This is a genomic window from Pseudoalteromonas ardens, from assembly GCF_030125445.1.
Lineage (GTDB): Bacteria > Pseudomonadota > Gammaproteobacteria > Enterobacterales > Alteromonadaceae > Pseudoalteromonas > Pseudoalteromonas ardens.
Window position 1 is genome coordinate 15,738 of record NZ_JASJUV010000014.1, and the last position, 14,405, is coordinate 30,142.

Below are 14,405 nucleotides of genomic sequence, written 5' to 3' on the forward strand. Positions count from 1 at the left end.
TTGTTTGTACCCCTGGATGAGCTGCACGTCGTATTTGGTGTCAGCTCTGCCATCGTGACACACCTGACTCACCGGGATAACCACATAATGAATGCAAAAGACGGCGCAGGTAACACGTAGTCGGGGGTCGCTGCGCATAGGTGAGGAGGGATATGAAAGAGTTTTTGATGACGGATGAGGATTTCAGCAGTATTTCTCAGCGTGTATATGAGACCTGCGGCATCGTACTCGGACCCCATAAACGCGATATGGTTTACTCACGACTTGCCCGCAGAGTCAGGGCTAACGGTCTCGCGTCTTTTGCTGAATATCTGGCCTTATTAAATGAAGAGCCAGATGTCGAGTTTAGCCATTTTATTAATGCGATTACGACTAATCTCACGTCATTTTTTCGCGAAGCACATCATTTTGATTTTTTACACCAACAAGTGATCCCTGAACTTAAGATCAAACATAAAACAGATAAACGCATACGGATTTGGTCTGCTGGTTGTTCCACTGGTGAGGAGGCGTACAGTATTGCGATGACCATCGCGAATGCTTTTCCAGCAGACTGGGACGTGAAAGTATTGGCAACTGATTTGGATTCAAACGTACTGCACAAAGGCCAAGAGGGTGTTTATAACAGTGCGTCGGTCACAGGCCTCGATAGTGAGCACCTGAAAAAATGGTTTATGTGTAGTTCGGATGGTAGCCAATACAAAGCAAAAGATGTATTGCGGTCCAGGGTATTTTTTAAACGCCTTAACTTGCTGGAACCTTGGCCTATGAAAGGTCCTTTTGATGTTATTTTTTGTCGTAATGTACTGATTTATTTTGACAAAGAAACCAAAGATAGATTGTTTGATAATTATCACCAGCTATTAGCAGAGCAAGGTTATCTGTTTATTGGTCATTCAGAGACAATGGGGAAAGAGCATTTGGGCTTTAAAAACCTGGGAAAAACTATGTACCAGAAGGTAGCGCAGATATGAATCACTTTCAGCCCGTACTACATGGCTTTGAGCACGTAAAGCGGTTTTGGGACTCAGGTCGTGGCGCGGTGGTAGCAAAAGTGCTCCCAGGTGAGTTTTATGTGTCTAAAAGTGACGAGCTAATCTCTACCGTATTGGGCTCCTGCATTGCGGCCTGTATTTATGATGAGCAGCAGGGCGTAGGAGGGATGAATCACTTTATGCTGCCTGGCGTGAAGGGTGCTTCAGCAATTCATGCCGATGACCTGAATTGCCGCTATGGCAACTGGGCAATGGAATATCTGATTAATGAAGTGATTAAAAATGGCGCCCGACGGGAGCATCTGAAGATAAAGCTGTTTGGCGGTGGGAAAATCATCAGTTCGATGACTGACATCGGTGTTGGTAATATCCGATTTGCTGAGGCATATGTTGAGGAAGAGCAGCTTACCCTGGTATCCCATGATGTGGGTGGACCCTGGCCGCGCAAGGTAGTGTTTCATCCACAAACAGGTAAAGCTCAGGTGAAGAAATTGCGTCAGATGCACAACGACACCATTGAAAAACGTGAGGTTAAGTACCTTCATGATATTGAAGAGCAAGGTAAACAAACAGACATTGAGCTGTTTTAGAGAGATTGCATGATTAAGGTATTGATAGTTGATGATTCCCCTTCACTCAGAGCGATTCTGACTGAGGTGCTGGAGTTGGCTCCTGATATTAGAGTCGTGGGGGCAGCAGAGGACCCCTATGAAGCGCGCGAGATGATTAAAAAGCTCAATCCAGATGTGTTGACGCTGGATATTGAAATGCCAAAGATGAATGGACTGAGCTTTCTAAAAAATTTAATGCGTCTGCGTCCTATGTCTGTGGTTATGCTATCTACCTTAACGCAGCAAGGCTCTCCCGCCACGTTAGAGGCGCTTGAGCTGGGGGCAATCGACTTTATTGCCAAGCCAACCACGAATGTTGCCGCTAAATTAAATGCTTATGCAGAGACCTTGCACCAAAAAATCCGTATTGCCCGTCAGGCCAATCTTTACGCTTTTCGCGCTGACAAAGGGGAAAAAAAGGCGCCAGTTTCACAGAATACCCAGTTTAAAAACAGCGCGGTACTGGCTTTGGGCGCGTCTACTGGTGGCACTGAAGCGCTGCGTGAGGTATTGGTTCGTTTACCTAAACACTGCCCACCGGTGGTCATTGCGCAGCATATTCCACCAGTATTCAGCACTTCATTTGCACTGCGTATGGACCGCTGTTGTGATGTGCATGTCAAAGAAGCAGAAGAGGGGGATGTGCTTGTGCCTGGACATGTGTTTATTGCACCTGGAGACATGCACCTTAAAGTGGTGCAAAAAGGCGGACGGCTGCAATGTCACCTGAGTCAGAGCGAGAAAGTTAACCGACATCGCCCTTCGGTGGATGTGTTGTTTGATTCCTTATTGCCCTGGGCTAAACAAATCAGCGCCGGGCTACTGACCGGTATGGGCAGTGATGGGGCAGCAGCCTTGCTACGCCTCAGAGAAGCTGGCGCAAAAACACTGGCTCAGGATGAGGCCACTTCGGTGGTGTGGGGTATGCCCCGGGCCGCTGTTGAAATGGCAGCGGCCGAGCGGGTTGTGCCTCTGTCTAAAGTGACTATGGAGTTACTTAATGCGGTTAAGCGCGCGTAATCACCCAGGGCTGAGAGTACCAGTAAAATTGACCACTGAACTGTTTTGATGGTGCTGTGCAGTTGTATCGGGATCGACCTGTAGGTAAGTCCTTAGGTGTTGTAATTGTCACGGTTTTCTTTCCCTCCCAGGTGAGCTCCGCTCTGCCTACGCCTGATACAAAGCAGGCAAATTGATTTTGATAAAAATCCATTTCTTTGAAGGTCAAAGTAATCGATGGGGTAGGGTCATCCGTTACCGAGTCCTGATATTTGGCTTGTGCCAGTGAAAAGGGCAATGAGTGAAGTTTGGTTTTTAACGTTTTCAGGTTGGCATAGATGCCGGAAGCGGGGAAGCGGGGCAAGCGCGTAAAGTCTGAATCAGGCCCCACGGCGCCGGAATGCTGACCAATACCTACTAAGCCGAGCTCAGCGACTAACTCCTGTAGCGGGCGATCAAATTCGCCGTAGGGGTAAGCGATATAAGGAAAGTCATGGCCCGTCTCTGCTTTGATTCGAGCTTGTGACCAAACTAAGTCCTGACGGATCCGGTTGTGCCACTGAGCCTGCGTTTCTCCGGCTTGCTTGTGATGCAAATAGTCGTGCTGAGCACTGTGATTCGCAATGATTGCGCCGCGTTTTGCCAGCTGGCGCAGTTGTTCCCAGCTCATCACGTACCCTTTCTTTTCATCAATGAGTTTAGGGTTTACAAAAATAGTGTAAGGATAACCAAACTGCTCAAGTAATGGCGCTGCGGCTTCCATGTTATTCAGATAGCCATCGTCAAAGGTGATTGCCACGGTTTTTGGTGGCAGCGCTTTACCTGCTAGCAGTTGCTCAATGAGCTTATCTAAGGCAATGACTGTGAATTGCTCTGTTTTAAGGAAGTTCAGGTGCGCAAGAAAGGTCGCTTCGCTGACACTGGTCACGGCCGGCAGTTTTTCACTGACATGATGATACTGTAGAATGACCGCGGCCAGACCTGCCCGGGTGTTGAACAAAACGAGTATAAGAACTAAAACATGAAACCACTTAATCGCGCGCATACTTCTCACCATATTCAATTGCTTGCTATTGCTGCTCCGATGATTTTATCAAATATCTCGGTGCCCCTGTTAGGATTAGTTGATACGGCGGTCATTGGTCACCTGAGCGAGGCTTATTATCTTGCCGGGATAGCGCTGGGGTCAGGGAGCATAGCCTTGTTGTTCTGGCTCGCCAGTTTTCTGCGCATGAGCACCACCGGTGAAATCGCCCAGGCAAATGGTCAGCAAGACAGTGTTCGGGCGCTACAATCGCTGTCGGCCAGCATGACTTTTGCGGTGTTGTTTGCTCTGTTACTGATAGTTTGCACGCCCTGGTTGTTAGAGCTGATCGCAGTATTATCCGGAGCAACGCCTGAAGTATTTGAGCAGGCGAGTGTGTATTTTTCTATTCGTATCTTCAGTGCACCGGCGGCCATGCTGAACCTGGTGATGCTCGGATTTATGCTGGGGATGCAATACGGACGCGGGCCTTTTTATGTTGTGCTGTTTACTAACTGTGTCAACATAGTGCTCGATGTCTTGTTTGTCGTGGTACTGGATTTCGCCGTTGCAGGCGCGGCCTGGGCGTCGGTGATTGCCGATTATTCAGCACTGCTGTTATCTTGCTATCTGTTGCGTGGCGTGCTGAATCGCGCAGGCTGGCGCTGGCAACTCAAAGTACCACACAGAGAAGAAATACAGCGGTTATTGCATCTGAATCGCGATATCTTTATTCGCTCACTCATGCTGCAGCTGTGTTTTAGCTTTATGACGTTTTATGGTGCGAGGCTGGGAGAGGATATTTTGGCTGCCAATGCGGTGCTACTGAACTTCCTGATGCTAGTCAGCTTTGCAATGGACGGTATTGCCTATGCGGTGGAAGCGAAAGTAGGGCAGGCTAAAGGCGCGCGGGATGTGTCGATGCTCAGACGTTGGGTACAGATCAGTTGTTTTTGGGCTGGGTGTTTTGCGCTTATCTATAGTGGGATATTTGCCCTATTTGGCCCGGCAGTCATAGGGCTGCTAACCGACATCCCGGCTGTGATAGACACTGCACTGGTGTATTTACCCTGGCTGGTGGTTCTGCCTTTGATTGCAACAAGCTGCTTTTTGTTTGATGGGGTATTCGTTGGCCTGACTCGGGCCAGGGAGATGCGCAACAGTATGTTGTTGTCTGCCCTGCTAGGTTTCTTTGTGCCTTTTTGGCTGGCGCAGCAGTGGGGGAATCATGGGTTATGGTTTGCCATGAGTTGCTTTATGGGATTGAGAGGGCTGACGCTGGTCATTAAGTATCGACAGATGAGTGTCAGGCAACAGCTGCTGGAATAAGGAATAGAATGGGGCGTTGTCCCGGCGCAGCGAGCGGTGTATGGCCTATTTTAAATCCTCAAAGGCTTTTTTGGCAGTCGCTTTGGCTGAGTCACGTGCTGACAGCACCTGAGAAAAACGGTTAGCGAAAATGCCCAGGTAACCATATCCTGCGACACCTAGTGCAATAGCAAGAATGATCAGGCCGGGCAGCTGAAGCCAGGCTTGATAGACATAGCCCAGTGCAATGAGCACCACACTGAGAGCAAACAAGGCCAGTCCGCAGAGGAAAAATCGCAGGCTTCGCTTAGGGTGAGACCCTAAGCGATAGATTACACGGCGCATACTCAATTAATAGTATGAGTGATCGCCTCGAGAGTGTTCAGTAATATCACGTACACCGGTGATTGCATCGAATTTTGCGATCATTTCTTTCTCGATGCCCTCTTTCAGTGTGACATCAATCATAGAGCAGCCGTTACAGCCACCGCCGAATTGTAATACCGCAACGCCTTCAGCCGTGATTTCTACCAGGCTGACCTGACCACCGTGGTTGGCCAGTTGCGGATTCACTTCAGTCACCAACATGTGCTCAACTTGCTCTTCCAAAGAGGCATTTGAGCTAAGCTTTTTGGCTTTCGCATTTGGCGCTTTTAGGGTTAGCTGACTGCCCATTTTGTCGGTGACAAAGTCAATTTCAGCCTCTTCCAGGAAAGGGGCACTTTCGGCGTCGACGACGGCATCAAAGCCATTAAAAGGGAGGCGAATATCGCTGTCTTCCACAGCATCGGCAGGGCAGTAAGATACACCGCACTCAGCTTGAGCAGTACCTGGGTTGACGACGAATACACGAATGTTAGTGCCATCGGCTTGATCGGCTAATAGCTTGGCAAAATGTGACTGAGCTGTCTCTGAAATTGTGATCATAATCTACGCTATACTTGACTAAATTACTCGGTTAATCCCTATGATACTCCCCTCATCTTGTTGTAGCTAGTGTTGGGCGTAAAAATTTGCAGCAACTTAAGTCGCATTGATAGCGTACTGGCTGGTTAAAAATTGCCGGAATAAATGGAGACTTTATGTATCGCCTGTTAGTTATGCTGTGTTTGTTGAGCTTGCCGCTAAGTGCCAAGCCATTGAATTTTTATTTTGATGACACAAGCCAGTTTGATCCTGCAATTCCAAAACCGCATGAGGTGCTCGGTTATGAGGTGGGTGAGTGGCATGTTCGTCCAGAGCAACTGGTGCTGTACTTACATACCCTGGCACAAGCCAGCCCCAGGGTTGAAATAACCACCATTGGCTACAGCCATGAACGCAGGCCGCTCATCCTGCTGACGATCACAGAGGCTGCGCGACTGAAAAACATCAAAGCTGTGAAGCGCGCGCACATCGCTTCACTTGCGCAGCCTAAGCAACGCACAGAGGCACCAGCGGTTGCCTGGCTGGGTTACAGCGTGCATGGTAATGAGCCGTCCGGGAGTAATACCGCCATGCTGGTGGCTTATTATCTGGCTGCTGCACAGGGCGAAAAGATCGAAGCTTTGTTGCGCGACACCGTAATCCTGCTCGATCCGTCTTTGAATCCAGACGGGCTAGCGCGCTTTGCGAACTGGGCTAACAGCCACCGGGGCCAGGTATTATCAAGCGATCCCCAACACCGGGAACATGTTGAGCGATGGCCTTCTGGCAGAACCAATCACTACTGGTTTGATTTAAACCGGGACTGGCTGTTGTTGCAGCATCCGGAATCTCGCGCCCGAATTGCGGCATTTCATGACTGGAAACCCAATGTGCTGGCCGATTTTCACGAGATGGGTCCTAATTCGAGCTATTTTTTCCAGCCTGGGATCCCCTCACGCACGCATCCTTTGACGCCTGAGCGCAACCAGAGTTTAACGGCGGCCATTGGCCAGTTTCACGCCGATGCGCTGGATCAGGCTGGGCAGTTATATTTTACTCAGGAGAGTTTTGACGACTTTTACTATGGCAAAGGCTCAACTTACCCGGACATTAACGGCGCGGTGGGGATATTATTTGAGCAGGCTAGCAGCCGTGGTCATGCACAGGAAACCATTAACGGCTTGCTGACCTTTCCACAAACTATTAAAAATCAGCTCATTACTTCACTCTCTACGTTACGCGGTACAGCCGCTCACCGTCAGGATTTACTCGACTATCAGCAGCACTTTTATCAAAGTGCGCAAAAAGAAGCCAAGCAGCAAGATTTTCTGGGGTATGTGGTATCGGCAGGTCAGGACCCGTATCGATTCAGCCAGTTTACTGAGCTACTCAGCCAGCACCAGGTGCAAGTGCAGCAGTTGGAAAAGGCGTTGAAAATTAAAGATCAGCAATTTAAGGCGGGCGATCTGTATATTCCTCTGGCACAGCCGCAAGTCCGTTTGGTCAAGGCCATGTTTAGTGAGCAAACCCAATTTAAAGACAATACCTTTTATGATGTGTCAGGGTGGACGTTACCTTATGCCTATGATTTGGATTTTGCCAGGGTAACCAGCAGCTGGGGATTGAAGGTCACTGAATCAAAGGCACAAAACGATGGCATGGGTGCAAAGACGCCCCTGACAGAGGCGTATGCTTACGCTTTCTCCTGGCAGCATTACCTTGCACCTAAGTTACTTAACCGGTTGCTGACAGAGGGTCTGGAGGCGCGAGTAGCACTGCAGCCCTTTACCGCTAAGTTGACTCAGAGCGAACATAAGTTTGATGCCGGTACTGTAGTGATCCCGGCGGGGTTGCAAAATCAGGAAAACTGGCGACGTATCCTGTCAGAGCAAGCCAATGCGCTTGGTATTAAGGTCATGGCGATTCGCTCAGGCCTGACGCCACAGGGCATTGATTTAGGCTCTCGGCGGATGATGCCACTGCACAAACCCGAAGTCTTGCTGGTTGGTGGTCAGGGGACCAGTCAATACGAAGTCGGTGAGCTTTGGTATCATCTTGACAGGCATGTCGGAATTGCACCCAGCGTGATAGAAATAGACCGACTTGGACGTGCGGACTTAAGTCGTTACAGTCATATTGTGCTGGCGGATGGGCGTTATTCAGCAATGAGCAAGAAAGCGCAGGCCGCGATTATCAGTTGGGTCCACAAAGGCGGGGTTATCTGGGGTCATAAGCGCGGCGCACAATGGTTGATTGAGCACCAGTTGCTAAATGCTGAGGTCATCAGCAACAAAGATTTACGAGCGTCTTTTGATACTCAGGGGATGCGTTTTAAGGATAAAGAGCAACTGGCTGCACAGCAACGGATCGCGGGGGCTATTTTTGGCACGCAGTTGGATCTCTCACATCCACTGGCATTTGGTTTTGAGAACAGTAGCTTACCTGTATTTAAAAACAGTGCCTGGGTGCTTCAGGCCAGTGAAGAACCGTTTTTGGATGTGGCCGTGTATCAGCAACAACCTCTACTGGCAGGCTATGCTGATGAACGAAATGTATCGCAGATAGCGCAGTCGGCGGCATTGATGGCAGATACCTATGGCCAGGGCGTGGCTGTCGCGATGACGGATAACCCGGTATTTCGCGGTTTCTGGTATGGTAGCAGTCGGCTGTTTAATAATGCGCTATTTTTCTCACAGGCGATTCATTAATACGGTGTGAGGCAGGTTGCACAAGCCCAGATCTGAGCGGCGCCAGCACGCCGACAGAGCTGGGCAGCAGCATTTATGGTAGCGCCTGTGGTGATCACATCATCAACCAGCAGTATCTGGCGACCTGTTAAATCCCCCTCTAACCTGAAAGCCTGTGCTTGATTTTTCAATCGTGCACGGCGATTTAGCGACTGTTGTGCGGGTGTCATACGTTTTGATAAGACGGGCAAGATGGTGAGCTGGGTTTCGATCACGCGGCCCCAGGTTTGCATTACCTGATTAAAACCTCGAGTGATCAACCTGTGTCTGGGTAACGGAATGAGAATAGCCGCATCCACATCGATTATTTTTTCGGCACAGTAGCATTGCCACTGATGCGCAATGACCTGACGCAATAAGCAAGCTGCATGACTTCGTTGACGTAGCTTGAGTTCGCATAGCCAGCGTTTCAGCATGCCTCTGTACCAACCACACGCAATCAGACCATCGCAGCAGGGTAAATTAAACTGTGCCTGAATATCCGCACGCAATAGCAGGTTACCCTGGTCAGGGGCAAATAGTGGCAGTGCACTCAGGCAGGGTGCACATATCCCTTGAGCGTCAACCGGGCAGTGGCAACAGGGGCAGTAGCAGGGAAACAGCGTGTGTGTGAGTGCGCGGGCTAATGACATTGCTTTCCATCCTTGAATCGCTATCATAGCCACAAGTTTGGTTGAGGAAGTGAATGAATGCAAAGCGAGATTGTCCTATTGCACGGTTGGGGTATGAATAAACAGGTATGGCAACTGAGCATTGAGCAGCTTCAGCAAGTACAGCCTTTACCCGTGCGGGCAATAAATTTAGCGGGGTTTGGCGGAGCTGAATTTCCTGAACACTGCAAATCTCTTGACGACATTGCAGATGAGATTGCGACAGAGCTTGCCGATGGTTCGGTGTTGATTGGCTGGTCACTGGGCGGGCTGGTGGCGCTTAATCTGGCGCATCGATACCCAGCTAAGGTAGCTAAAGTGGTAATGGTCGCTTCCAATCCATGCTTTGTGGAGCAGCCAGACTGGCCGGGGATCAAGCCTAAAGTGCTGGCGGGGTTTAAGCAGGCGTTGGCTGACGACAGCGCTAAAACCATAGAACGTTTTTTGGCTATTCAGGCGATGGGCAGTGAGCATGCCCGTGATGATATTAAACAATTACGCCAGTTATTGGCGCAACTGCCTGCGCCACATCCAGAGGCATTAAGTTTGGGCCTTGATGCGTTGAACCGGTGTGACTACCGAGCCTATTTTCGTGAGCTTACGCAGCCCGTGTTTGGCCTCTTTGGCCGACTCGATGCACTGGTGCCCGGTGATGTGATTGAACGTATGAGTGCGCTCAACCCACATTTCAAAGCGTTTATTTTACCCAAAGCATCGCATGCCCCATTTATCTCACATAAAGATGAGTTTGTTACTCATTTAAAATCAATTCTTTAGTTTCCCACAATGAAAAAAGCGGCAATTTTTTGCCGCCTAGACTTTATTTCGTTTATAAATTGAGCAATAATTAAGGTGAGATTTTCTAACTGTGGGGCGATATATGGCAGTCAGTGACATCCTAAATGCAGGTGTTCAGGGGTTTGAGCTTGCCCGCCAAAGTGCCGAGCAGGCAGCAGCCGACATCAACAAGGCGACACTGGACCAGCAAAGCGAGCAGCAGGTCGCACAGCAACGACAACTTCAGGGCGCATCCAGCAATGAAGGCGTGACGGCACCTGTGGGTCAACCACCAAGGTTGGACGAGGCGGTCGTAGACCTCAAAGTGGCAGAATTTAATGCTAAAGCCAATGCACAGACGATCCGCACAGCTGACGAAGTCCTGGGTACCTTAATTGATATTAAAGCGTAATGAACATAGTAACGCCACCCCCGGCGATGAACTTAAACACGGCGAACGTCTATACTGAGACGGCGCAACGTGACAATCAGCTCCGCGAGGTAATTCCAAAACCTGCGCCGGTCTCCCCTGCGTTTACTGAAAACAAACCCCTCTCAGATGGCGACAAGCAAAAACCTTTGTCTGCGGATGATTCAGGCTTGTATGACAGCACAGGTCAGCTTAAAGATGGCAAAACCATTGAGGAGCGTGAGGAAGGCGGACAAAACAGTCAGGGGGAACAACAGGATCAACAAGACTCGCAAGAACTGAGTGACCGAGAGCAGGCAGAGCTGGAGGTAGAGCAGGCACAGATTCAGGAACTGAAAGACAGAGATCGCGAAGTGCGTCTGCATGAAGAAGCCCACGCCAGAGTGGGGGGGCAGTACGCTGGGTCACCAACTTATGAATATCAGCGTGGTCCGGATGGCAATAATTATGCGGTTGGCGGCCAGGTGATGATAGACGTGGCACCCACTGGGGATCCACGCGAAACCATTGATAAAATGCAAACAGTGCGTGCTGCGGCGCTGGCACCGGCAGAGCCGTCGGGTGCTGACAGAGCCATCGCAGCAGATGCGACAGCCAAAATTGCTCAGGCACAGGCGGATCTTGCCAAACAATCTATCAGTGGCGATGAGGATGAAGACGACAGCAGCAATCGTGTTGTGGGTTACCAAACCCGTCGTCTTAACGAAGATGAGATCAGTGAGCAACAACCTGAGTCTGCCCGCTTAGAAGAAGAAGTAGATCCGTTTGCTGTGGCATTGCCCATTGAACGGGATCCGGAAATTGCTTCACGCGCACTGAGGATCGAAGGATTTTATGGGGACGTTGCCAGGCCCAAAGGGGCATCGCAGTTATCCGTGGTGATTTAACCTCTCGAATCGATAAAACTACTTTGTATTAAACGACAGAGGCCCGCAATTGCGGGCCTCTGTCGTTGTGGTATCAGCCGTTACTTTTTCAGCTTTGCAAAGGCTTCTGCAAAGGCATTGCCCATAGCTGCGTTGCTGTTGTCACGTCGATTATCACGGCGAGGTTCTTTACGCTGTGCCGGTCGCTGAGACTTGCCGCCAGGTTTTTGCGAAGCAGGCTTACTCTGCTTCTGCCCGGTACTTGCTGGGATCTCATCGTTTAGTCGCATGGTAAAACTGATCCGTTTACGGGCAACGTCCACTTCGATGACTTTCACTTTAACAATGTCACCGGCCTTAACCACTTCACGAGGATCGGAAATGAACTTGTCCGTGAGTGCAGAAATATGCACCAGGCCATCCTGATGTACGCCAACGTCAACAAAGGCACCGAAGTTCGCAACGTTTGAGACGACACCCTCAAGGGTCATGCCGACTTTCAGGTCAGCAATAGTCTCAACGCCCGCTTTAAATTGGGCTGTTTTAAACTCAGGACGCGGGTCACGGCCCGGTTTGTCCAGCTCACCCAGAATATCCGTGATGGTTGGTACGCCAAACTTATCGTCGACATACTCGGCTGGATCCAGTTTGCTCAGCACATCGCTGTTGCCGATCAGTGCAGTGACATCAAGTGCCTTGCTGCCACAGATCTTTTTGACGACCGGGTAAGCTTCCGGGTGAACCGCTGAGGCATCCAGCGGATCGTCACCATTAGCAATACGCAAGAATCCAGCGGCCTGCTCAAAGGCCTTAGGGCCCAGACGCTCAACTTGTTTTAGCTGTTTGCGGCTGCTGAATGAGCCATTGCTATCACGGAACTTAACGATGTTGGTGGCCAGGGTTTTATTTAAGCCAGATACGCGTGTCAATAAAGGCACAGACGCGGTATTAACATCGACACCCACTGAGTTTACGCAGTCTTCCACTACGGTCGTCAGTGTCTGACCCAGCTGGCTTTGTGACACATCATGCTGATATTGGCCTACACCAATGGATTTAGGTTCGATTTTAACCAGCTCAGCCAGCGGATCTTGCAGTCGGCGGGCAATGGAGACGGCACCACGCAATGATACGTCGAGATCCGGGAACTCATTGGCGGCAAACTCAGAAGCAGAGTAAACCGAGGCACCGGCTTCACTGACCATCACTTTGGTCAGTTTTAGCTCACTGGCTGCTTTTAGCAGTTCGGCTGCCAGTTTATCGGTTTCGCGAGACGCCGTGCCATTACCGATCGCAATCAGTTCAACCTTATGCTGACGACATTGCTGCTCCAGTGTACGCAGTGACTTATCCCAGTGGTTTTGCGGTGCGTGGGGGTAAATGGTGGTGGTTGCCAGTAACTTTCCTGTCTTGTCGACAATGGCGACCTTACACCCGGTTCTTAAACCGGGATCGATCCCCATGGTCACGCGTGGGCCTGCCGGGGCTGCCATCAGCAAATCTTTTAGGTTTTTGGCAAAGACATCAATAGCGCCTTGCTCGGCAAATTCTCGGGTGGCGCCCAACATTTCATTTTCAAGGTGGGTGGCGAGTTTGATTTTCCACGCCCACTGTACCACAGTCATGAGCCAGTTACTGGCCGCGCGGCCCGAGACTTCCAGGCTATAATGGTCAGCTATCATTTGCGCACAGTACTGTTGTGGGTCTTCTGCTTGTGGCTCCGGATTGATAGACAGCTGCAAAATACCTTCATTGCGAGCTCTAAGCATTGCAAGGGCACGGTGAGAAGGAACTCCGGCGAGCTTTTCATCGTGCTCAAAATAATCGCGGTATTTGCTACCCGTGTCTTCCTGTCCCGGCACAACACGGCTCTGTAAATAACCATGCTGTTTTAACTGGTTTCTGAATTTGCTGAGGAGTTTGGCATCCTCGGCAAAGCGTTCCATCAGAATAAACTTGGCCCCGTCGAGTGCCGCTTTACTGTCTGCAATACCCTGTTCGGCATTGATATAGGTTTCGGCAGCCTGCTCTGGTGTCTGATCCGGATCCGTGAATAGCAGATCGGCCAGCGGCTCAAGCCCGGCCTCAATGGCTATCTGACCTTTGGTACGACGTTTGGGTTTGTAGGGGAGGTATAAATCTTCCAGTTCGGTTTTACTCTGAACCTGGTTTAGCTCTGAGGCTAATTGGTCGGTGAGCTTGCCCTGCTCATCAATGGTTTTGATGATAAAAGCCCGGCGTTCCTCCAGTTCCCGCAGATAACCGAGGCGCTGTTCGAGCAATCGTAGCTGAGTGTCGTCCAGGCCGCCTGTGACTTCTTTACGGTAACGGGCAATAAACGGAACAGTCGCACCTTCATCCAGTAGTGCGGTAGCAGCATCCACTTGCTGTTGTGATGCGTTTAGCTCAGCAGCTAAACGGGCTGAGATATTGCTCATGCAAAATCCTTATATAGTTCAATTGGCTAGGCCTCTTTCTCGGCCTGCGTTTGCGGTCATCATATCATATCTGAAACGGAAGTGTTCAGGCCGTGTAGTCGATCTTATTGACATACCAAAGCATTTCACCTTGCGGGGTTTTTACACTGTATTCTTCGTCGACGGCTTTCCCAAGTAACGCGCGCGCCATGGGGGAATCGATGGAGATATAATCATTCCGTTCATAGATTTCGTCAGGCCCGACGATGCGAAAGCGCTTTACTTCGCCGTCATCGTTTTCTATTTCGACCCAAGCACCAAAATAGACTTTGCCCTGCTGTTGTGGAGAATACTCAACAATTTTTAAATCGGGCAAGCGTTTACGCAGGTAGCGTACTCGACGGTCTATTTGTCGTAACAGGCGCTTGTTAAAAGTATAGTCGGCGTTTTCTGAGCGATCGCCCAAACTTGCTGCCCAGTTAACGATTTTGGTCACTTCCGGGCGCTTCTCAAACCACAGGTGATCGTGTTCCTGTTGCAGCTTGCGGTAGCCTTCAGGTGTAATTAGGTTGGTTTTCATTTTGTTGCTTACTTTGGCAGAACAACTACATATGTCTAGTGTAATTCGTATCCGGTCCGATACCAATCTTAGCTGGCTCAACTGGAGCCTGGTAA

At 50.0% G+C, this 14,405-nt stretch carries 14 protein-coding genes; 8 read left to right on the top strand and 6 right to left on the bottom strand.

The window, feature by feature from the left end; translation table 11 throughout:
• Positions 1–152: 152 nt before the first annotated feature.
• From QNM19_RS24135 to QNM19_RS24145, 3 genes are read left to right on the top strand one after another with little or no spacing between them, the layout of a single operon-like run.
• Complete coding sequence (locus QNM19_RS24135; RefSeq protein ID WP_049863328.1) at positions 153–974, top strand: CheR family methyltransferase; 822 nt, start codon at positions 153–155, stop codon at positions 972–974.
• Entirely contained in the window at positions 971–1,585 is a 615-nt protein-coding gene (gene cheD / locus QNM19_RS24140) for a chemoreceptor glutamine deamidase CheD (protein ID WP_049863329.1), read from the top strand. The genes QNM19_RS24135 and cheD overlap by 4 nt, the downstream gene beginning before the upstream one ends.
• A gap of 9 nt (positions 1,586–1,594) precedes the next feature.
• On the top strand, positions 1,595–2,626 hold the full coding sequence (locus tag QNM19_RS24145) for a protein-glutamate methylesterase/protein-glutamine glutaminase (protein ID WP_049863330.1): 1,032 nt from the start codon (positions 1,595–1,597) through the stop codon (positions 2,624–2,626).
• Here QNM19_RS24145 and QNM19_RS24150 read toward each other — a convergent pair.
• Complete coding sequence (locus QNM19_RS24150; protein WP_156202165.1) at positions 2,613–3,650, bottom strand: polysaccharide deacetylase family protein; 1,038 nt, start codon at positions 3,648–3,650, stop codon at positions 2,613–2,615. The two genes, QNM19_RS24145 and QNM19_RS24150, sit on opposite strands and share 14 nt — an antisense overlap.
• 39 nt (positions 3,651–3,689) lie before the next feature.
• Between QNM19_RS24150 and QNM19_RS24155 the strand changes: the two genes are divergently transcribed.
• Positions 3,690–4,958: an MATE family efflux transporter gene (locus tag QNM19_RS24155; RefSeq protein ID WP_417712668.1), complete on the top strand. Its 1,269-nt coding sequence runs from the start codon at positions 3,690–3,692 to the stop codon at positions 4,956–4,958.
• 45 nt (positions 4,959–5,003) lie between these two features.
• Here QNM19_RS24155 and QNM19_RS24160 read toward each other — a convergent pair whose 3' ends face one another.
• Positions 5,004–5,282: a hypothetical protein gene (locus QNM19_RS24160; RefSeq protein ID WP_284027300.1), complete on the bottom strand. Its 279-nt coding sequence runs from the start codon at positions 5,280–5,282 to the stop codon at positions 5,004–5,006.
• Positions 5,283–5,288: 6 nt separating this feature from the next.
• A complete protein-coding gene (nfuA, locus tag QNM19_RS24165; RefSeq protein ID WP_010387149.1) occupies positions 5,289–5,864 on the bottom strand; it encodes a Fe-S biogenesis protein NfuA in 576 nt (191 codons plus the stop codon).
• Between the two features lie 155 nt (positions 5,865–6,019).
• Between nfuA and QNM19_RS24170 the strand changes: the two genes are divergently transcribed.
• On the top strand, positions 6,020–8,551 hold the full coding sequence (locus QNM19_RS24170) for a M14 metallopeptidase family protein (protein ID WP_049863334.1): 2,532 nt from the start codon (positions 6,020–6,022) through the stop codon (positions 8,549–8,551).
• Here QNM19_RS24170 and QNM19_RS24175 read toward each other — a convergent pair.
• A complete protein-coding gene (locus tag QNM19_RS24175) occupies positions 8,548–9,222 on the bottom strand; it encodes a ComF family protein (RefSeq protein WP_049863335.1) in 675 nt (224 codons plus the stop codon). The two genes, QNM19_RS24170 and QNM19_RS24175, sit on opposite strands and share 4 nt — an antisense overlap.
• 57 nt (positions 9,223–9,279) lie before the next feature.
• Here QNM19_RS24175 and bioH point away from each other — a divergent pair, with 57 nt between their 5' ends.
• From bioH to QNM19_RS24190, 3 genes are all read left to right on the top strand, one after another.
• Positions 9,280–10,017, top strand: coding sequence for a pimeloyl-ACP methyl ester esterase BioH (bioH, locus tag QNM19_RS24180; protein WP_049863336.1), 738 nt, complete (start codon positions 9,280–9,282; stop codon positions 10,015–10,017).
• A 103-nt stretch (positions 10,018–10,120) separates the two neighbouring features.
• Complete coding sequence (locus QNM19_RS24185; RefSeq protein WP_010387144.1) at positions 10,121–10,429, top strand: hypothetical protein; 309 nt, start codon at positions 10,121–10,123, stop codon at positions 10,427–10,429.
• Entirely contained in the window at positions 10,429–11,334 is a 906-nt protein-coding gene (locus QNM19_RS24190) for a putative metalloprotease CJM1_0395 family protein (RefSeq protein ID WP_058796989.1), read from the top strand. The genes QNM19_RS24185 and QNM19_RS24190 overlap by 1 nt, the downstream gene beginning before the upstream one ends.
• 80 nt (positions 11,335–11,414) lie before the next feature.
• On the opposite strand, the gene QNM19_RS24195 is transcribed toward QNM19_RS24190, so the two are convergent.
• Positions 11,415–13,751 carry a Tex family protein gene (locus tag QNM19_RS24195; RefSeq protein WP_049863337.1) on the bottom strand — a complete coding sequence of 779 codons (2,337 nt, stop codon included), beginning with the start codon at positions 13,749–13,751 and terminating at the stop codon, positions 11,415–11,417.
• Between the two features lie 85 nt (positions 13,752–13,836).
• Complete coding sequence (gene greB, locus QNM19_RS24200; RefSeq protein ID WP_010387141.1) at positions 13,837–14,310, bottom strand: transcription elongation factor GreB; 474 nt, start codon at positions 14,308–14,310, stop codon at positions 13,837–13,839.
• Positions 14,311–14,405: the final 95 nt, after the last annotated feature.

Coding starts and splice junctions, on each gene's coding strand:
- QNM19_RS24185 (WP_010387144.1), top strand. CDS start 10,121: ATGGCAGTCAGTGACATCCTAAATGCAGGTGTTCAGGGGTTTGAGCTT.
- nfuA (WP_010387149.1), bottom strand. CDS start 5,864: ATGATCACAATTTCAGAGACAGCTCAGTCACATTTTGCCAAGCTATTA.
- cheD (WP_049863329.1), top strand. CDS start 971: ATGAATCACTTTCAGCCCGTACTACATGGCTTTGAGCACGTAAAGCGG.
- QNM19_RS24195 (WP_049863337.1), bottom strand. CDS start 13,751: ATGAGCAATATCTCAGCCCGTTTAGCTGCTGAGCTAAACGCATCACAA.
- QNM19_RS24150 (WP_156202165.1), bottom strand. CDS start 3,650: ATGCGCGCGATTAAGTGGTTTCATGTTTTAGTTCTTATACTCGTTTTG.
- QNM19_RS24155 (WP_417712668.1), top strand. CDS start 3,690: ATGATTTTATCAAATATCTCGGTGCCCCTGTTAGGATTAGTTGATACG.
- QNM19_RS24175 (WP_049863335.1), bottom strand. CDS start 9,222: ATGTCATTAGCCCGCGCACTCACACACACGCTGTTTCCCTGCTACTGC.
- greB (WP_010387141.1), bottom strand. CDS start 14,310: ATGAAAACCAACCTAATTACACCTGAAGGCTACCGCAAGCTGCAACAG.
- QNM19_RS24135 (WP_049863328.1), top strand. CDS start 153: ATGAAAGAGTTTTTGATGACGGATGAGGATTTCAGCAGTATTTCTCAG.
- QNM19_RS24190 (WP_058796989.1), top strand. CDS start 10,429: ATGAACATAGTAACGCCACCCCCGGCGATGAACTTAAACACGGCGAAC.
- bioH (WP_049863336.1), top strand. CDS start 9,280: ATGCAAAGCGAGATTGTCCTATTGCACGGTTGGGGTATGAATAAACAG.
- QNM19_RS24170 (WP_049863334.1), top strand. CDS start 6,020: ATGTATCGCCTGTTAGTTATGCTGTGTTTGTTGAGCTTGCCGCTAAGT.
- QNM19_RS24145 (WP_049863330.1), top strand. CDS start 1,595: ATGATTAAGGTATTGATAGTTGATGATTCCCCTTCACTCAGAGCGATT.
- QNM19_RS24160 (WP_284027300.1), bottom strand. CDS start 5,282: ATGCGCCGTGTAATCTATCGCTTAGGGTCTCACCCTAAGCGAAGCCTG.